The organism is Arthrobacter sp. MA-N2, assembly GCF_000517125.1.
GTDB classification, from domain to species: Bacteria; Actinomycetota; Actinomycetes; order Actinomycetales; family Micrococcaceae; genus Arthrobacter; species Arthrobacter methylotrophus.
In genome coordinates, this window is record NZ_KI912155.1 from 2339768 (window position 1) to 2358924 (window position 19157).

Annotated in this window: 15 protein-coding genes; 1 reads left to right on the top strand and 14 read right to left on the bottom strand. The window is 64.3% G+C overall.

Annotated features, from left to right (window positions below):
- Nucleotides 1-91 precede the first annotated feature (91 nt).
- The 4 genes from A3M3_RS28065 to A3M3_RS0111620 all read right to left on the bottom strand — a co-directional run bounded on the left by A3M3_RS28065 (nt 92) and on the right by A3M3_RS0111620 (nt 5668).
- Nucleotides 92-238, bottom strand: a complete 147-nt coding sequence (locus A3M3_RS28065; protein WP_155854367.1) for a lmo0937 family membrane protein — start codon at nt 236-238, stop codon at nt 92-94.
- 246 nt (nt 239-484) lie between these two features.
- Nucleotides 485-2047: an FAD-dependent oxidoreductase gene (locus A3M3_RS0111610; protein WP_028266471.1), complete on the bottom strand. Its 1563-nt coding sequence runs from the start codon at nt 2045-2047 to the stop codon at nt 485-487.
- The gene (locus A3M3_RS0111615; RefSeq protein WP_028266472.1) at nt 2044-4260 is read right to left on the bottom strand and encodes a molybdopterin oxidoreductase family protein; all 2217 of its coding nucleotides are present in this window, start codon (nt 4258-4260) and stop codon (nt 2044-2046) included. The genes A3M3_RS0111610 and A3M3_RS0111615 overlap by 4 nt, the downstream gene beginning before the upstream one ends.
- Before the next feature lies 1 nt (nt 4261).
- Nucleotides 4262-5668, bottom strand: a complete 1407-nt coding sequence (locus A3M3_RS0111620) for an MFS transporter (RefSeq protein ID WP_028266473.1) — start codon at nt 5666-5668, stop codon at nt 4262-4264.
- 302 nt (nt 5669-5970) lie between these two features.
- Between A3M3_RS0111620 and A3M3_RS0111625 the strand changes: the two genes are divergently transcribed.
- A complete protein-coding gene (locus A3M3_RS0111625) occupies nt 5971-7380 on the top strand; it encodes an MFS transporter (RefSeq protein WP_028266474.1) in 1410 nt (469 codons plus the stop codon).
- Between the two features lie 90 nt (nt 7381-7470).
- Here A3M3_RS0111625 and A3M3_RS0111630 read toward each other — a convergent pair whose 3' ends face one another.
- From A3M3_RS0111630 to A3M3_RS0111675, 10 genes are all read right to left on the bottom strand, one after another.
- A complete protein-coding gene (locus A3M3_RS0111630; RefSeq protein WP_028266475.1) occupies nt 7471-9279 on the bottom strand; it encodes an acetyl/propionyl/methylcrotonyl-CoA carboxylase subunit alpha in 1809 nt (602 codons plus the stop codon).
- 138 nt (nt 9280-9417) lie between these two features.
- Nucleotides 9418-9813, bottom strand: a complete 396-nt coding sequence (locus A3M3_RS24810) for a GNAT family N-acetyltransferase (RefSeq protein ID WP_155854368.1) — start codon at nt 9811-9813, stop codon at nt 9418-9420.
- Between the two features lie 107 nt (nt 9814-9920).
- Nucleotides 9921-10427, bottom strand: coding sequence for a phage tail protein (locus tag A3M3_RS0111640; protein WP_028266476.1), 507 nt, complete (start codon nt 10425-10427; stop codon nt 9921-9923).
- Nucleotides 10424-10861 carry a hypothetical protein gene (locus A3M3_RS0111645; RefSeq protein WP_028266477.1) on the bottom strand — a complete coding sequence of 146 codons (438 nt, stop codon included), beginning with the start codon at nt 10859-10861 and terminating at the stop codon, nt 10424-10426. The genes A3M3_RS0111640 and A3M3_RS0111645 overlap by 4 nt, the downstream gene beginning before the upstream one ends.
- 3 nt (nt 10862-10864) lie before the next feature.
- Nucleotides 10865-12628, bottom strand: a complete 1764-nt coding sequence (locus A3M3_RS28890) for a collagen-like protein (RefSeq protein WP_051423131.1) — start codon at nt 12626-12628, stop codon at nt 10865-10867.
- A gap of 160 nt (nt 12629-12788) precedes the next feature.
- Entirely contained in the window at nt 12789-13460 is a 672-nt protein-coding gene (locus A3M3_RS0111655; RefSeq protein WP_028266478.1) for a Maf family protein, read from the bottom strand.
- A gap of 320 nt (nt 13461-13780) precedes the next feature.
- Nucleotides 13781-16303: an MMPL family transporter gene (locus A3M3_RS0111660; protein ID WP_028266479.1), complete on the bottom strand. Its 2523-nt coding sequence runs from the start codon at nt 16301-16303 to the stop codon at nt 13781-13783.
- A 45-nt stretch (nt 16304-16348) separates the two neighbouring features.
- Nucleotides 16349-16990, bottom strand: a complete 642-nt coding sequence (locus A3M3_RS24820) for a TetR family transcriptional regulator (RefSeq protein ID WP_035741670.1) — start codon at nt 16988-16990, stop codon at nt 16349-16351.
- A 105-nt stretch (nt 16991-17095) separates the two neighbouring features.
- Complete coding sequence (locus A3M3_RS24825) at nt 17096-17581, bottom strand: heavy metal-binding domain-containing protein (RefSeq protein ID WP_051423132.1); 486 nt, start codon at nt 17579-17581, stop codon at nt 17096-17098.
- Nucleotides 17582-17678: 97 nt separating this feature from the next.
- Nucleotides 17679-19097 carry a dicarboxylate/amino acid:cation symporter gene (locus A3M3_RS0111675; protein WP_028266480.1) on the bottom strand — a complete coding sequence of 473 codons (1419 nt, stop codon included), beginning with the start codon at nt 19095-19097 and terminating at the stop codon, nt 17679-17681.
- Nucleotides 19098-19157 lie beyond the last annotated feature (60 nt).

Here is a 19157-nt window from a genome sequence, read left to right on the forward strand (position 1 = left end):
GTTGCCTCATGTGCGGACCCGCCGCTCGGCAGCGCCGGGCGGCGGGATTTCCGCCGCCGGTGCGGTCAGCGGCGGAAGGCAGCTTTCGAATTTACGCGCGGGACCTGCCACGGATGAAGTGGAAGATCAGAAGGATCACGGCAATCACCAAAAGCAGGTGGATGAACCCGCCGCCGATGTTACCGATCAGGCCGAGAAGCCAGAGAACAGCGATGATAATGGCTATCCAAAGCAACATGTGAGTCTCCCTTGTTTGTCTGTGGACGGAAATGCTGATCCTGCGCCTCGGCTGCTCTGCGTACTTGTTATCAATCCTGTTCTCTTCTGGAGCCACAATATCGATCCAAGCTAGTGATTCCGGCCGAAGGCCCACACGGGTATCGTGTGGTGTGCTTCACAATATGCCAGGATCGGGTTCCTGAGAACGGCAAGGGAATAACCGATAGTTGCCATCCGTTTTGGACCGCGACGCCGGGAAGCTCCCTTACGCTGCAACCCCTTGAAAGTGCTTTTCGATCATCCCCTTGATGTCTCCATGGCATCCGCCGCATCCCGTCCCCGCGCGGGTCGCCTTGGAAACCTCGGGTACCGAAGAGCAGCCATCCAGCACTGCTTCCTCGATGCTCACTCCGCTGATGCCTGCGCAACGGCAGACCGTACGCTGTGGGTCATGGGCGGTACCTGCGGATTCCAACTGGTCCGGGCCGTCAAGGCGAAGGAGGAGCGAACGGTCGGCGGGCAGCTCGGAGCCGCGTTCGAACAGCATCACGAGCTCCGCGGCCGTGCGCGGCGTGCCCACGGCCACGAGTCCTTCGAGGGCGCCGCCCCGTGTAGTCATCTTGACGTAGCGGCCGTGCTCGGGATCGACCCATTGGGCCACGTGCCGACGCGGTTTCCCCGCTGAAGCCCCCGTACTGAGGAGTTCCTCATCCCATGGTTCGGCTGCGTTGTCGCCAGCGACGGCGAGGTTGATCCCGCGCGCCTTCAGGACCACCACTCCGGGTTTCTCCTGCGGCAGGGGTGACAGGGTGTCTGCGGCATCCTGGCCACCCTCGGCGAGGAGGATCAGGTACTCGGCGAGCCACTCGGCCTGGCGCCAGCCCGGACCCACCAGGCCGGAAGGGCCCGGCGCCGTGCGGCATTCGGGGCATTCGGCCTCGGCGCAGCGGACTTCGGCGCAGTCGCCGATCGCAAACATGTGCGGCTCGTGGTAGGTCCGCAGGTGGTGATCCACCAGGATGCCGGTGGCGGCGGGCAGGCCGCAGCCTTCAGCCAGTTCAATCCTGGGGCGCACACCGCAAGAGAGAACCAGCAGCTCGCCTTCGATCCTTGAGCCGTCGTTGAGCACCAGGGCGGAGAACGTTCCGTCCGGGCCGTTGTGCTCCACTGCGGTGGAACGGGCGTTGCCCACCATGGTGATTCCGCTGTTGCGCAGGCTCGCTGCGAGAACGGCTCCGCCGCCGCGGTCGATATTGCGGCCCAACGGAAAGGAACCATTGTGCACCACGGTGGTTTGGGCGCCTTCTTCCGCCGCGGCCAGGGCTGTTTCAAGCCCCAGCACGCCGCCACCGAGGACGATCACGCGCTGGCGGGCAGCCACGGCGTCGCGCAGTTGCGCGGCGTCGCGGAGGTCACGAAGTGCGGTTACCCCCGAGGGGAGTACCGGGTGCGAAGGGTCAGGGTTGATTCCGGTGAGATTGGGAATGACGGGCCGCGAGCCAGTGGCGAATACCAGCCGGTCGAAGCCGGGCACGGTTCCGTCCGAGAGGACCACTCGCTGCCGGGCCCGGTCGATGCGTTTGACCGTGACGCCCAGCCGGACTTCCACCCCGTCGGCCGTCAAATCGTTGGCGTCGGCCATCGAGATTGCCTCCGCTGTGGTGCGCCCCACGCCGAGTTCAGCCACCATGACGCGGTTGTACGCGGCTTCGGTTTCCTGTCCGACCACGAGCAGCTGGACAAGACCGCTGCGCACGGAGGGCAACAATTCGTCGACCAGCCGGGCCGCGACCGGTCCGAATCCGATCACCACTATTCGCTCGCTCACGATGCCTCCTTGACGTGCATTGACAAGCCTGACGTCACTGACACAGCCAACGTCGATTCGACAGTCGGCAGTGCGGCCCTACGGACCCAGACCTTGCTCTTCTTGAACTCGGGCATGCCGGAAATGGAATCCGTGACCGCCTCAGTGAGACGGTTGGCGCTGCCCGGTCCAGGGAAATGGAAGGGCAGGAAGACGGTGTCCGTCCGGATGCTGTTGCTGAGCTCCACCCTGCACAGGACCTCGCCGCGCTCGTTGGTGACATTGACGAAGTCACCGTCGGCGATTTCCCGGACGGCCGCCGTCGCAGGGTGGATCTGTAGCAGAGCTTCCGGTTGGGCTGTTACGAGTTCGGCCACGCGACGGGTCTGTGCCCCCGATTGGTAATGTTCCAGCAGCCGCCCGGTGACGAGCGTGAGCGGATCGGGATCAGGGCCGACGACGGCGGAGCGCTGCGAACGCTTCTGTGGCACCACCGGGACCATCACGGCGCGCCCGTCGGCGTGCGCGAAGCTGTCCAGGAAGAGCCTCGGCGTTCCCGAGCTGCCGCTCGGATAAGGCCAGTAGGCCGCTTCTCCGCGGTCAAGCATGGCGTAGTCGATTCCGGAGTAGTCGGCCAAGCCGCCTGCCGAGGCGAGCCGGAGTTCCTCGAAGACGGTCTCGGGATCGTCACTGAATACGGACGGCGCGTCGAGCGATTCGGCGAGCCGGGCCATGAGCCACAATTCGCTGCGGACACCCGGGGGAGGGGTGAGGGCCTTCCGACGGCGGAGCACGCGGCCCTCGAGGTTGGTCAGGGTGCCTTCTTCCTCGGCCCACTGGGTGACCGGAAGGACGAGGTCGGCCTCCAGCGCGGTCTCGGACATGAAGAAATCGCAGACCACCAGGAAGTCCAGGCTCCGCAGGCCCGCGATCACCGCACCGGCGTCGGGGGCGGACACCGCCACATTGGCGCCGTGCACGAAGAGGCAACGGACGCCGTCGGGCTGTCCCAAAGACTTCAACAGTTCCACTGCCGGAAGGCCGGGTCCAGGGATGAGCGATTCATCCACGCCCCACACTTTGGCGACGTGGGCGCGGGCGGCCGGATCGGTGATCTTGCGGTAGCCGGGTAGCTGATCGGCTTTTTGACCGTGCTCGCGGCCACCCTGGCCATTGCCTTGGCCGGTCAGCGTGCCGTAGCCGCCACGGGCGGATCCCGGAAGGCCCAGAAGGAGGCTGAGGTTGATGGCGGCCGTGGCGGTGTCGGTGCCGTCGACGTGTTGTTCGACTCCGCGGCCGGTGAGGATGTAGCTGCCGCCCCGCCGGGCGCCGTCGGCGAGGCGGCGGGCGGTGTCGCGGATGAGCGTGGCGGGAACTCCGGTGATCGACTGCACACGCTCGGGCCAGAATCCGGCGAGGCTGCGAACGATCGCCGGGTATCCGGTGGTGCGGTTATGGAGGTAGCCGGTGTCGGCAAGGCCTTCGTGGACCACTACGTGGGAGATACCCAGCAGCAGGGCGAGGTCTGTTCCCGGGGTCGGCTGCACGTGGAGGCCACCGCCGTCGCCGGTGAATTCGGCCGTCGCCGAACGGCGGGGATCGGCCACGATCAACCCGCCGGAGTCACGCGCGCCTTGCAGGTGCTGGACGAAGGGCGGCATGGTCTCGGCCACGTTGGAGCCGAGAAGGAAGATGACGCTGGCAGAATCCAGGTCCTCCACGGGGAACGGGAGACCGCGGTCCACGCCGAAAGCGCGGTTTCCGGCTGCCGCCGCGGAGGACATGCAAAAACGTCCGTTGTAGTCGATGCGCGAGGTTCCCAGCGCCAGGCGCGCGAACTTGCCCAATTGGTAGGCCTTCTCGTTGGTGAGTCCGCCGCCGCCGAAGACCCCGACGGCGTCGGCTCCGTAGCGCTCGCGGGTCTGTTTCACGGCTCCGGTAACCAGCATGAGCGCCTCGTCCCAAGCGATCGGCCGGTGGACGCCGTCGGAGCCTTTGAGCATGGGTTCCGTGACGCGTCCGCTGTGGTTCAACAACGACGGCGATGTCCAGCCCTTGCGGCACAACCCGCCCCGGTTGGTGGGGAAGTCGCGGCCGGACACGTCCAGGAGGGGAAGTGCCTTTGCCGCGGGCGCCCGGTCTGACCCCGGCTGCGCGGAAGGGGCTGCCGGGGTCAGGGTCATGGCGCACTGCAGCGCACAATACGGGCAGTGGGTCTCGGCGCCATGGGGCATATTAGATGTGTCCCATCGAGTTGCGGTTGGCCTTGCGGAGGTAGCAGACCCAGCAGACGATGAGCATCAGCACGTAGGCGCCGACGAAGCCATAGAACGCGGGGGTGTAGGAGCCGGAAGCGCTGGATGCGTTGAGCACCTGGGGGATGACGAAACCGCCGTAGGCGCCGATCGCCGAGATCAGCCCGAGGGAGGAGGACGCGAGGCGTGCGGTGCTGGCGGCGCTTGCCCCGGAGCGGGCTGCCCGGCTGGAGGTGGCGAAGATGACCGGAATCATGCGGTAGGTGGCGCCGTTTCCAAAGCCGCTTGCCGTGAAGAGGAACAGGAACAGGACCAGGAAGAGCCAGAAGTTCTTGAGCGGAAGGGTCCAGACCATGGTCAGGGTGATGATCGCCATCGCTGCGAACGCTGTGACCGTCATCCGGGCTCCGCCCATGCGGTCTGCCATGCGTCCGCCGTAGGGGCGGGCCAGGGAGCCAACCAAGGGGCCGAGGAAGGCGAGCGAGAGGACAACCGCGCCGAGGTGCATGGAGGAGAAAGCCGGGAAGTAGTCCTTGATGAGCTTGGGGAAGACTCCGGAGAAGCCGATGAATGAACCAAAGGTGCCGATGTAGAGGAAAGCCATGATCCACAAGTGCGGTTCCTTGAGCGCGGCAATGGAGCCCGCCACGTCACCTTTGGCACTGGTGAGGTTGTTCATGTACTTCCAGGCGCCGAACGCGGCGACGAGGATGAGCGGGATCCAGATGAGGCCGGCCATGGGCAGGTTGACGGTGCCGGCGGCCAGGAGGGTGACGGCGATCGGAACGACGAGCTGTGCGATGGCCGCACCGAGGTTTCCGCCGGCGGCGTTCAGGCCCAGGGCCCAGCCCTTTTCACGGGCCGGGTAGAAGAAGGTGATGTTGGCCATTGAGCTGGCGAAGTTGCCTCCGCCGAAGCCGGCAAGGCCCGCTACAAGCAGCATGACGCCGAACGGCGTGCCGGGATTCGAGACACAGAGGGCCAGGCCCGCGGTCGGGATCAGCAGAAGCATGGCCGAGACAATGGTCCAGTTACGGCCGCCGAACCTCGGAACCATGAAGGTGTAGGGGATGCGCAGCGTGGCACCGACCAAGCTGGGGATGGAGATGAGCCAGAAGATCTGGTTCGTGTCGAACTTGAAGCCTGCGGTCGGCAGCTGGACGACCACGATCGACCAGAGCTGCCACACCACGAAGCCGAGGAACTCGGCGAAGATGGACCAGTACAGGTTGCGCTTGGCGATGGAACGGCCGGCAGCTTCCCACTGTTCTTTGTTCTCTGCGTCCCAATTGGCTATCCAGCGGCCAGGGCGGTGTTCGAGCTCGGGGACGAGGGCGGTGGGCGCCTGCTCGTTGGTGAGGATTTCGGTGCTGCGGTCAACTGTCACGGAGTGCCTCCTTTGGGGGGACGTTGTACTTCCACGTTAGGGAGGGCGCGTTTCGCGGACCGTCGCGGTTTGTAAACGTGCTGTGACATTTGCCTATCGGAGGTGGTCACCGGTGCGTGAGGCGACGGTGAGGTTGTTTGAGCTCAGTGTGGTGCGGACCACGGAATGAGACTTTTCAAAGTGTCCGTATATTGGACTCAATTGTCCATTTATTGGATGCCGGGAACTATTATTGAACTCTCAATAATTTTTGTCGGCACGCCCACGAACGCTGTGCCGGCGTGAACGAAAGCAACCACTACATGTCTTCCATCGCTGAATCCAAGGAAAGCGAGTCAGTCAAGCCGGTGAACTCGCGGGGGCGGGTGATCTTCGCCAGCCTCATCGGCACGTCGATCGAGTTCTACGACTTCTACGTCTACGCCACGGCCGCAGTGCTCGTCTTTCCCAAATTGTTCTTCCCGACGGCGGACGAGACCACCCAGTTGCTGAGCTCCTTCGCAGTGTTCGGCGTCGCCTTTGTCGCCAGGCCGCTTGGCTCGATCATTTTCGGACACTTCGGTGACAAGTTCGGTCGTAAGGGAACGCTGGTTGCGTCGCTGCTAACCATGGGTATCGCCACGTTCCTCATTGGTTGCCTCCCCACCGCCCAGGTTCCCGGCTGGACCTTCCTGGCTCCCACCCTGCTGGTAGTCCTGCGCTTCGCCCAAGGCCTGGCCCTCGGTGGTGAGTGGAGCGGCGCCGCGCTGCTCGCGACGGAAAACGCTCCGGCCAACAAACGCGCGATCTACGGAACATTCCCACAGATGGGCGCGCCGATTGGCTTCATCTTGGCCAACATCATCTTCCTTGTCTTCAGCTACACCCTGACTCCCGAAGCCTTTGCGGCCTGGGGCTGGCGCGTGCCGTTCCTGCTCAGCGCCGTCATGGTGATCCTCGGCCTCTACGTACGCCTCAAGCTCATTGAAACCCCCGCCTTCACCAAGGTGCTGGAATCCAACGAGGTGGCCAAGCTGCCCGTCGGGCGCGTGTTCAAAACCAGCTGGCGCCCCCTGATCCTTGGCACCTTCATCATGCTTGCGACCTACGTGCTGTTCTACCTGATGACCACCTTCACGCTGACCTATGGCACCAAGCCCACCCTGGCCGGCGCGCAGGCCGCCGCCGCGAAGGCCGGAAAGCCCATGACCGACGCGGCCGCCGCGGCGTTTGTCCCAGGCCTGGGCTTCAGCCGGAACGACTTCCTCTGGATGCTGATTGCCGGCGTCGTTTTCTTCGGCATTTTCACCTTGGTGGCCGGCCCGCTGGCCGAAAAGTACGGCCGCCGAAAGATGCTCCTCGCAGTGACAGCGGGCATCCTGCTCTTCGGTTTGCTGTTCGTTCCACTGTTCAGCGGCGGCTTCGTGGGGACCATGGCGTTGCTGATCCTCGGGTTCACGCTCATGGGCCTGACCTTCGGACCCATGGGCGCGCTCCTCCCGGAGCTGTTCCCCACCAACGTCCGTTACACCGGATCCGCCATCAGCTACAACATGTCGAGCATCCTGGGTGCGGCGGTGGCTCCGTTCATCGCGGTCTGGCTCTGGGAATCGGCCAAGGGCAGCACGGTCCTCGTGGGCGTCTACCTGAGCGCCATGGCTGTACTGACGCTCGTGGCCCTCATCCTGTCCAAGGAAACAAAGGACATGGACTATGCGAACAACGTGGCCTGACCTTGCATTAGCAGGTTCACGCTCAACAGCTCCTTAAACAGTCCCGGCCCCGCACTCAGCGTGCGGGGCCGGGACTGTTTAAGGAGCTGGTTAGTCCTCGATCGTCGCGATCACGGCGCCGGCGGACACAGTTTCGCCGGCGCTGGTCAGCAATCCGTGAATGGTGCCGGCCCGGTGGGCGGTGAGGGGCTGTTCCATCTTCATGGCTTCGAGGACCACAATCAGGTCACCTTCGGCGACCACATCGCCGTCGGTCACTGCTACCTTGACGATGGTGCCCTGCATCGGCGAGGTGAGGGCGTTACCGCCCGCCACGGCAGCTGTTGCGCCCGCCGAGCGGGAACGCTTCTTGCTCTTCGCGCCCTTGGTGGCCGCGCCGGAGGCAGCGGAGACCGCGCCCAGGCTCGCAGGAAGGACAACTTCCAGTCGCTTGCCGCCAACCTCGACGACAACGCGCTGGCGCTCACCGGCGTCGGGGGCTTCTGTTCCGGTTCCACTGGGCGTCCACGCGGGAAGATTGTTAACGAATTCGGTCTCGATCCAGCGCGTGTGGACCGTGAAAGGGCCCTCTGCCGGGGCGAACGCGGGATCCGTGACCACTGCGAGGTCGAAAGGAATGACGGTGGGAATGCCTTCCACCGTCATTTCCTCAAGGGCCCGGCGGGAGCGCTGAAGGGCTTGTTCGCGGCTTGCGCCGGTCACGATCAGTTTGGAGAGCATGGAGTCGAAGTTCCCGCTGATGACGTCGCCCTGCTCGATACCTGAGTCGATGCGGACTCCCGGTCCTGTGGGGTTCTTCAGCGTGGTGACCGTTCCCGGCGCGGGCATGAAGTTACGGCCCGGATCTTCACCGGTGATGCGGAATTCGAAGGAGTGGCCGCGGACTTCAGGATCGCCGTAGCCGAGTTTTTCGCCGCGGGCGATGCGGAATTGCTCGCGGACCAGGTCGAGGCCCGTGACTTCCTCTGAAACACAGTGCTCCACTTGAAGCCGGGTGTTCACCTCAAGGAAGGAGATGATGCCGTCCTGGCCCACCAGGAATTCGCACGTTCCCGCGCCCAGGTAGCCGGCTTCCTTCAGGATGGCCTTTGACGACTCGTACAGCCGCTCGTTCTGCTCCGCGCTCAGGAATGGTGCCGGGGCTTCTTCGACCAGTTTCTGGTTGCGGCGCTGGAGGGAGCAGTCGCGCGTGGAGACCACAACAACGTTGCCGTAGGCATCGGCAAGGCACTGGGTCTCGACGTGGCGGGGGGAGTCGAGGAATCGCTCGATGAAGCACTCGCCGCGACCGAAGGCGGCAACGGCCTCGCGCACGGCTGACTCGAAAAGTTCGGGGATTTCCTCAACGGTCCGGGCCACCTTGATGCCCCGACCGCCACCCCCGTAGGCCGCCTTGATGGCGATTGGGAGGCCGAACTCTTCGGCGAAGGCAAGGATTTCGGCAGCAGATTCCACAGGATCGGCCGTGCCCGGAACCAGGGGAGCGCCAACTTTTTCGGCGATGTGGCGTGCTTGCACTTTGTCGCCCAGTGCGGAAATGGCCTCGGGGGACGGGCCGATCCACGTGATGCCGGCGTCGATGACCTTGGCGGCAAACTCGGCGTTTTCGGCGAGGAAACCATAACCGGGGTGAATGGCGTCCGCGCCGGATTGCCGGGCGACCTCGATCAACTTGTCCATCACGAGGTACGACTCTGCAGCAGTGTTGCCACCCAGTGCGTACGCCTCATCTGCCAGCCGGACGTGCAGGGCATCGCGATCGGGATCCGCGTAGACCGCCACGGAGGCGATGCCTTCGTCCCGGGCTGCGCGGATAATACGGACCGCGATTTCGCCTCGGTTGGCAATCAAGACCTTGGTGAGAGGGCTGGAAATGGGCTGCGCCGGATTAGCTGACAAGTTTTGACTCCTTCTGTCCTTCAGGGAGCCTAGCGTTATTTTGAGGGTTCCCCCATATTCATGGGGGATTCCGTGTGTGAGACGGCCAGTCTTTGTAGGGTTGCTACAAAATGTGATTGATGGTTTTGCCAGTACTGCTCAGCTGGGCCGGTGCCTTAGCGCACGGGCCGATTCATGCCATCTGAGTAACGACAGGAAGACGGCGCCGGCCTCCTCCGTCACGAAGCCGTTGCGCTGATACAGGGCCACGGCTGCAACGTTGTCGCGCGCGACATTCAGCCGAACGTCCAGTCCTGCGATGTCGGCCGCCTCGCAGACGTCGCCGAGCAACCGGCCACCCAGGCCGGCCCCTCGGAACTCCGGCAGCAGGGCGATGTCCACGATGCGGACGTAACGCGTTCGCCACGCGGTCCAGATCCTGCCGGCCGGCACGTCGTCGACCTCTACAACTACGTTTCCGTTGCCGCCCCACAGCTCCGACCATTGCTGATGCTGCGCCTGCTGTTGCATCTCCAGCAAGGCGGGTGGAAGCAAATCCCGTCCCGGCGCCGCAGATGTGAAGAGATCCCGGAGGAAACCGGCGTCGCGGTCCTCCGGGGCACGGAATCGAAGCGCTGGTACCGCCGGCAGTGCCGCTCTGCCTAGCCTCTCGATGGGAAGATCCCCACCAGCGAGATCACATAGTTGAGAACCAAGGAGGGCGGAAGATTGTAGAAAGGTTGCCCGCCTCCGGCCTGCTGGGTTGAGGCCAGTGCCACTCCTGAGTCCGGTGCTCCATAGGAACCGCCAGGGGCGGGCGCCATTCCCGCTGAAGGCCGGTCCGTCGTCTCGGTAGTCGAGGCGTACATTCCGGGGTGGGTGTGCGGCGGAAGATTCGAGGTGGTCAGGGTTGTCGTTTCCGAGCCGCTGACCTCGCCAATGAAGTAGTTGGAAAGACCCGGGCCCTGGCCGTTGTGCAGCGCCGCACGACCCCGTAGATCGGGCAGGGCAAAGTTTGAAGTTCCGTTGCCGCCGTACGTTGTGCCCAGCAAGGAAAAGAGGGCTGCGTTCTGCTGGATTGACAGGAGTTGGCCATTGCACAATGCCCAGTTAGTTGGCGCGAAGTTGAATCCGACGAGCCTGATCTCGCCGATAAATGGATCGGTCATGAGTTCGGTCCTTTGCTTCCAGGGGCTGCGGCTGTTGGCGGCAACAGCGTGGCGCCCCGCCTGTCGATGATAGCGAAGGCTTTGCCGTCGCTGTGGGTAATGAAGAGACTGACCGCCCCGCTCCGGGGATGGCTGATGGCGATTGTGTCCGGAGGGTACGCTCCATTGACCAGGCTGAAGCCGAGCCGGAATCGCTCCGCGGGATCCGCGTGCTCCCCCGGGCGCGGCGCACGCCTAAGATCCTCCGCACTGTCTAAGCGAACGACGGCGGTGCCCGCCTTCAGCTGTTGGCCAAGCAGCGGCGTCCAACTGGCAAGAGTGAACACATCCGGTTCAGCCGCTTGGGACGTGAGCTGGCCCGCTACGGCCAGGACCACGGCCCCCGCCCCGCCGACCAAGAGCGTTCTGCGGTTGAGCTTGAATGAGGTCTCCATTTGTCAGCCTGCGTTGAAGCCGAGCGAGAACCGGAGGTTCCGCACCGCGACGCCGTTTGCATGGGTTACCTTGATGCTGACGCTCTGCCCGGCAGCCACGGTGCCAGTGTCCAAGCCGTCGCTGCACGAGGTGGTCGCGGCAGCTATTGAGCAAGTCAGCGTCGAGGCTGATCCGTTCACCATGACAGTGACGGTCACGGCCGGGCCGCTGGTGACGTTCGCAGCCAGCCCCTTGATTGTTCCGGCCCGGGGCATGACGATCGCGGCGTCGGATTCGGCAGCCGCTATGCCCGAGCTGCCGGAAAGGGACAGGTACCCGACGGTATCGGCGGGATCGATGAATCGCACGGATCCGGTGAAGACCGGAGGCGGCCCATCTAGGCCGGCAACGCCCTGGGCACCTTGAGCGCCTGTAGCACCCGGAGCGCCTGTAGCGCCCGGAGCGCCTGTAGCGCCCGGAGCGCCGTTCAAACCGGGAGGGCCTTGGGGTCCTATCGGACCGGCCGGCCCGATCAGAGATTGCCCAGTTCCTGGCCATGTGCCCAGGAACTTGGGTCCGTACATCCTGTAATCAGAAAGGTTGAGGTAGAAATCCCCGTCCTTGCCGACGCCGGCCGTCGGTGCGAGGACGCCACTTAGGACGCTGTTGCCGTCCGTTCCGGGAAGCCCATTGGCGCCAGTGGCGCCGGTGTCGCCCTTGATGCCTTGTGTGCCGGTGGCTCCTGTGTCGCCCTTGGCACCTTGCGCGCCGGTGGCTCCTGTGTCGCCCTTGATGCCTTGCGCGCCCTGAGCGCCGGTTGCTCCGGTGGCGCCATCAGCGCCGGTGTCGCCTTTGGCACCTTGTGCGCCGGTGGCTCCTGTGTCGCCCTTGATGCCTTGCGCGCCCTGAGCGCCGGTTGCTCCGGTGGCGCCATCAGCGCCGGTGTCGCCTTTGGCACCTTGTGCGCCAGTGGCTCCTGTGTCGCCTTTGGCACCTTGTGCGCCGGTGGCTCCTGTGTCGCCCTTGATGCCTTGCGCGCCCTGAGCGCCGGTTGCTCCGGTGGCGCCATCAGCGCCGGTGTCGCCCTTGATGCCTTGTGCGCCGGTGGCTCCTGTGTCGCCCTTGATGCCTTGCGCGCCCTGAGCGCCGGTTGCTCCGGTGGCGCCATCAGCGCCGGTGTCGCCCTTGGCACCTTGTGCGCCGGTGGCTCCTGTGTCGCCCTTGATGCCTTGCGCGCCCTGAGCGCCGGTTGCTCCGGTGGCGCCATCAGCGCCGGTGTCGCCTTTGATGCCTTGTGCGCCGGTGGCACCATCAGCGCCGGTGTCGCCCTTGGCACCTTGGGCTCCAGTGGCGCCATCAGCGCCGGTGTCGCCTTTGATGCCTTGTGCGCCCTGAGCACCTGTGGCTCCAGCGGTCCCCGTCGCGCCGGTTGCGCCCTGTGGTCCCTTTGCTCCTGCGGCACCAGTCGGTCCGGCCGGACCTTGCGCTCCAGCGGCTCCGGTCGGACCCGGAGCGCCCGCACTTGAGACGTTGGCGTCCTTGCCCCACGAAACTGTCACGGCGCCTTCGCCGCAGGTTTTCTGTGCATTACCTTGGGAAACCGAGCTGATGGTTCCCTGTTGGGTGTTGAGGCAGGCGCTGAAAGTGCCGGGACTCGTGCCGTTGTTAGAGGCTGTGCATCCAGTCGCGGCGACGGCCAGCAGCAAACCCAACGCTGAAAGATGAATCTTGCGGGACAACGGCGAAAGCCGGCCCTGTGAACTGGATGCCAAAATAGCAGGACTCATCCTGGACCCCCCTTGAGACCATGTTGTAACGAGGAATTCTGCCCCATTTACCGGCAGGCGACTGGCTGCCATTCTGCAATCCCTCGAAACCCAGTCCTCGTGAACAATATCATGGAGAAATGTTCTTTTTCGGAGCAATTCCCGCTGTATTACCGCACTATTACGAATCTCTTTCAGTGGCGTTTTGAGTCCAAAGTTCGGTGATTCCAACCTTCGCTTGCCCGAGGAGATCGCGGAGGGTCGAGATGGAGAGCCCGACGACGGCGTGCGGGTCGCCGTCGACCTTGCGGATGAAGGCCCCGCCAAAGCCGTCGATCGTGAAGGACCCGGCGCAGTGCAAGGGCTCTCCCGTTGCGATGTAGGCGTCGATATCCTGTTCGCTCATCTCCGTAAAGTGGACTTCTGCGCTGGATACGGCTCCGACTGTTGCGCCGGTGCCGTCGGCCGTCTCGCCGTCGTCGACGTCCGCCGCGGTTTCGCGGCAGTCCACCAGCCAATGCCCGGTGTGGAGGACGCCCTGGGAACCGCTCATGCGCAACATCCGTTCCTTGGCGACGTCCACGGTGTAGGGCTTGCCATGGGATTCGCCGTCGAACTCGAACACCGAATCGCAGCCGATGACCAAGGCCCCCTCGGCGTCGGGCAGGGAGGCGACGGCTTCGGCCTTGGCGCGGGCCAGGAGGAGCGCTGTGTCATGTGCGTCGGTCACGCCGTACCGGGCTTGAACTGCGTCCTCGTCCACATCCGAGACGAGTACCTCGTGGTAGATTCCGGCCTCTTTGAGGAGTTTGGTGCGGGCGGGGGACTGGGAAGCCAGGATCAATCGGGTCACCGCTCAAGCGTAGTACGCTCACCTAGCCCCCGACGCCCGCTCACCTTTAAGGGGGTTCCCGCCGACGCTCGCTCCCTTATGTGGCCCATTCGGGCAACCCTCCTGCGGATATGACCGAAGGTGGACATGTTCCTGGAATTTAGCTGAGCGTGCGTTTGGGGGACGGGGCGGATAGCTGAGCGGGCGTTTGGGGGAAGGGGCGGATAGCTGAGCGTGCGTTTGGGGAAAAGGCCTCATAGCTGAGCGGGCGTCGGCTCCGGAGACAGAACCGACGCCCGCTCAGGCCGCTAACGCAACCAGGCGCTAACGCAACCAGACGCCTAGTGGACCAATTCCTTGGCCCCGCCTGCCGCCGTCGTGCGCTGCAGCTTGGCGCCTTCGACGTCGACGTCGGGAAGGATCCGGGACAGCCAGCCCGGCAGCCACCAGGCCTTCTCGCCCAAGAGGTACATCACAGCCGGAACAATGGTCATCCGGACCACGAACGCGTCCACCAGCACACCGAACGCCATGGCGAAGCCGAGCGGGCGGACCATGGTCAAGTGGCTGAAGATGAATCCCGCAAACACGCTGACCATGATGATGGCAGCGGCAGTGACAACGGCGGAGGCGTGACTGAACCCGCTCCGGACCGCCTGCTTCGCGTTTTCACCGTGCATGAACGATTCGCGCATCCCCGAGGTAATGAATACCTGGTAGTCCATGGCCAGGCCGAACAGCACGCCAATCAGGATGATCGGCAGGAAGCTCAGCACGGCTCCGGGATTGGCGACGTCGAACACGGTTCCGAGCCAACCCCACTGGTACACCGCCACGACGGCGCCGAACGCCGCCGCGAGGGAAAGCAGGAAGCCTCCGGTGGCGAGCAGCGGCACCACGATGGAGCGGAAAACCAGCAAAAGGAGGATCAGCGAAAGCCCGACGACGATCGCCAGGTACGGGGGCAACGCGGCACCGAGCTTCGCGGAGACGTCGATGTTGCCGGCTGTCTGCCCCGTCAGTCCGATCGTGGCGCCTGTGGCTTGCTGGATTTCGGAACCTTTCGCGCGCAGCTCCGAGACCACTTGGACGGTGCTGGCACTGGCAGGTCCGTCCTTGGGGATGACCTGGAAAACCGCGGTGCGATGGTCCGGGCTCAGGGCCACGGGAACGGCCGCCACGACGTTGTCGACACTGCGCAGCTTGTCCGCTACATCGAACTGCTTGGCCTTCGCCTGCTGGTCGCTGAGGCCGTCCGGGAACGTGCCGACCACCACGATGGGACCGGTCATGCCCTCGCCGAAACTCGTGCGGGTGAGGTCATAGGCCTTGAACGCTTGCGAATCGACCGGTTCCGAACCGCCGTCGGGCAACGCGAGGCGCAGCTGGGAAGCGGGAAGAGCCAGCACCCCGAGCAACACCACGCCGGCAAGCAGCGCGACCACCGGGTGGCGGGTCACGAGCCCACCCCAGCCCCGGCTGCTCCGCCGCTGGTCTTCGGCGCGGTCGGCAGAAGCGTGGTCCGGTTCGGCGTTGTGGCGTTCGGCCTTGGCCCAGGCGCGCTTCGAAATCAGTTTCCGGCCCACCAGGGAGAGGACTGCCGGGGTCAGCGTCAGGGAGACGACGACGGCGACTGCCACCGTCGCGGCGGCCGACAGGCCCATGACGGCGAGGAACGGGAGTCCTGGAACGACGAGAGCGGCAAGGGCGATGACCACGGTGAGACCGGCGAAAAGGACGGCGTTGCCCGAGGTACCCGTGGCGAGCGCCACTGATTCTTCGGCGTCCATCCCAGAAAGCAATTGCCCCCGGTGGCGGTTGACGATGAAGAGGGAGTAGTCGATCCCGACGGCGAGCCCCAGCATGAGCGCGAGCATCGGCGAAATGGAGCTCATATCGATGACGCCGGTCAGGGCAAAGGTACCCCCGACACCCACGGCCACGCCAATGATCGCCATGAGGAGCGGCAAGCCGGCGGCCACAAGCGTTCCCAGCATCACGATGAGGGCAATGGCGGCCACGGCGATTCCGATGACTTCGGAGACACCGAATAACTGCGAGACGTCCTCCGTGATTTCCTTGCTCGCCAGCGCTGTCACACCTGCTGAGGAGACGCCGTGGACAATGTCCTGGACTTGCTGCCGGACCGCAGGGGTCAGGCCATTGATGGAGGTCTTGAACTGGACCTGCGCGATCGCGGCTTTTCCGTCTTCGGAGACGAAACGCATGCCCTGGGACGCTGTCAGCTGGCGTTTGGCCAATGCAAGGGCGGCGGCACCATCAGTGGCTTGCTTCTGTCCGTCATCGAGCTTTTGGCGCCCGGTCAGAAGTTTAGCCTTCTGCGGGGCAAGCTGGGCCTGGATCTGCGCAGCGGGCATACCGGCCGCGGTCATTTGTTGCTCTGCGGCCTTGACTTGGGCGTCCCCGGCATCCAAGGTGGCCCGGGCCTTGTCCAGCTCAGCTTGCCCGGCGGCGGCTTTTTGCTCGCCTGCTGCAAGATCGGACGGTGCTTTGTCCAAGGCGGCCTGGGTTGTGAACGGATTGACCGTGGACTGCACATCCGGCAGTTTTTCGAGCTGGGCGAGGGCCGACGCAATGGCGTCCCTGCCGGCTTGGTTGAATCCGGCGTCGCCCGCTTCGAAGACGATTCCCGCGGAGCCACCGGAGGACGCAGGAAGGTCCTTTTTGAGTTTGTCCAGCATCTGCTGGGTTTCGGTGCCCGGAATCTGGAAGTTGTTGGACATGGTGCCGTGGAACGCTGCAGCGGAGCCACCCACGGCCACCAATACTGCCAGCCAGAGCGAAATCACCAACCAGCGGTGGCGGTAGGAGAACTTGCCAAGACGGTAGAGCAGGAGTGCCATATCGGAACCGTTCTGTCGGTGGGTGGTGATGCCGGAGGGTGGGTGCTATGCGCCGCGAGGGGTGGTTGCCGTGAAGCCTGAACCGAGCAGACCCATTGCGTCGATCAAGTGCTGCCGCAGGCTGGCCAAGGATTCAGGGGAAAGATCCGGGCCGCGCTCTTCGAACCAGACGCTCATGGCTGCCTTGCCGCAGGAAATGATGGACCCGGCCAAGGCCCGCAAATAGAGTTCATCGGCATCCGGGCCGAGGCGATGCCGGGCAGCGTCGATGATCTGCGTGGTGCAGTGGTCCCAGGCCTCAAGTTCGGACCTCGCCAACGTTCGGTTGTCCTGGGTCAAACTGAAGAGCTCGGCCATGGGGGAGACCGTCATGGGGTCCGCCAACGCCATCAGGGCGGCCCGGGCGGAATCGAGGATCGGTTCGTCGGACGGCCGCAAACGGAACTGTTCCAGGGCGTGGTCCAGGAAGCCCTCGGTCACGGAGGCCAGAGCGGCTTCGAGGGTGGGGAAATAGTTGAAGAACGTGCGCCGGGACACGCCGGCCTCTTCCGCGATGTCCTCCACGGTGAAACCTCCAACGCCCCTGTTCCGCAGCACGGCTAGAGCTGCGTCGGCGATCGCTTGCCGGGTAGCCAGCTTGTTCTGTTCCCGGCGTGAGGGGAAGGCTGCGGTTTCGGGAGCACTCACGCGCTTACACTAAGTGCAACTTTGCACTCTGAGCAAGTTAAATCTTCGGTCCACCAAAACGAACGGCCGGCGACGCTCCTGCGTCGCCGGCCGTTGTCGCCTGCCTTATTGCTGGAAAGGCGGTTGGGGAGAGTGCGAATCGGGGAACTGCCCGGGCATCGGCGGTGCCGTTTGTCCCGGTGCTGTTGCCGGCGTCGTGGGCTGCGTGGACTGCCGGGCTGCGGCGCTGGTCAGGTAGATCGACTGACCTGTGGCACCGGGCTCGCCTTCGGCCAGGGGGATGGCGAACACGGCCGTCCCGTAGGCGCAGACTTCGGTCCAGTTGCCGCCCATTTCAGAGGTGTCGAAACGCATGGCCACGATGGCGTTGGCGCCCCGTTGTTGTGCCTCATTGACCATGCGGGCCATGACTTCCTGGCGGCTTTCGTACAGTGCCTTGGTCATTTCGGGCAGTTCGCCGCCGCCAAGGGAGCGGAAGCCAGCCAACACCTGGGCTCCGATGTCCCGTGAGCGGACGGTGAGGCCCATGACTTCGCCAAAGACCGCGTCGATCTTGTGGCCCGGAATCTTGTTTGAGGTAACGATCAACATGGACAGAGCCTATCCAGAATTCATCGTTTCTCACCGTTTAAGGGACAAATCCCCGGGGCATTCCCCAGGGATTTGTCCTTGCGATGGTGAACTGCGGTCAGGTCGTGGCAACGGCGAGCTCGCGAGCCTCGCTTGCCGTTTCCGGAGAGACCGCGTGGTCGTCGTCGGCGAAGGCCGTTCCCTTGCGAGGCGCGTTGTAGAGGGATTCGTCCAGGATTCCCTGCCGTTTGGCGACAATCGCCGGCACCAGCGCTTGTCCGGCGACGTTGACGGCCGTGCGGCCCATGTCCAGGATCGGGTCGATCGCCAAGAGGAGCCCGACGCCGGCGAGCGGCAGTCCCAGCGTGGAGAGGGTCAGCGTGAGCATCACGACGGCGCCGGTGGTACCTGCGGTTGCCGCGGAACCAAGAACCGAAACCACCACAATCAGCAGGTACTGGCTGATGTCCAGGTTGATGCCGAAGAACTGGGCCACGAATATCGCGGCGATGGCCGGGTAGATGGCGGCGCAACCGTCCATCTTGGTGGTGGCGCCGAGCGGCACGGCGAAGGAAGCGTAGCCCTGCGGGACTCCGAGGTTGCGCTCGGTGACGCGCTGCGTGAGCGGCAGTGTGCCGATCGAGGAGCGCGAGACGAACGCGAGCTGAACGGCAGGCCAGACACCCGAGTAGTACTGCTTAATGGACAGTCCGTGGGCCTTCACCAAGATGGGGTAGACCGCGAAGAGCACCAAGACGAGGCCCGCGTAGATGGCCAGGGTGAACTTGCCGAGCGAGCCGATCGTGTCCCAACCGTAGACGGCGACGGCGTTGCCGATCAGTCCAATGGTGCCCAACGGTGCGATGCGGATGATCCACCAAAGGACCTTCTGGATGACGGCAAGGGCGGAAGCGTTGAGGTTCAGGAACGGTTCGGCCTGTTTGCCGACCTTGAGGGCGGCCACTCCTACGGCAATGGCGATCACTAGGATCTGGAGCACGTTGAAGCTGATGGAGGTGCTGGCGACGCCGTCAGTGACAGTGGTGCTGGCGCCCAGGCCCAGGAAGTTCTTGGGGAAGAGGCCGGTGAGGAATGCCCACCAGTCGCCGGTCTTTCCGGCGTACTCGGCCTTCTTGGTGATGCCCGTGCCGGCACCGGGCTGCAGGAGCAAGCCCAGTCCGATGCCGATCAGCACGGCGATGAGCGAGGTAATAGCGAACCAAAGCAAGGTGTTCCACGCCAGTTTCGCCGCATTGGATACTTGGCGGAGGTTCGCGATGGAGCTCACCACAGCGGTGAAGATCAAGGGCACCACCGCGGTCTGCAGCAGCGAGACGTAGCTTGAGCCGATGGTCTGCAGCGTGGCACCGAGCCCGTTCGGAGCCTTTGTGGTGCTGCCGGTGGCCTTGGCCAGGAGACCGAGTGCCAAGCCAATCACGAGGGCGGCGATGATCTGGACGCCAAAGGAGGTTGCCCACTGGGGAAGCCGGGACGAGGTCTTTCCGGCGGAAGTCAAAGTGTTGGATGAATTGCTCACCGGAACACGCTAGATCTCGGCGAATACCACTGCGAGCGGAGGTTGAGAAATGTTACGCCC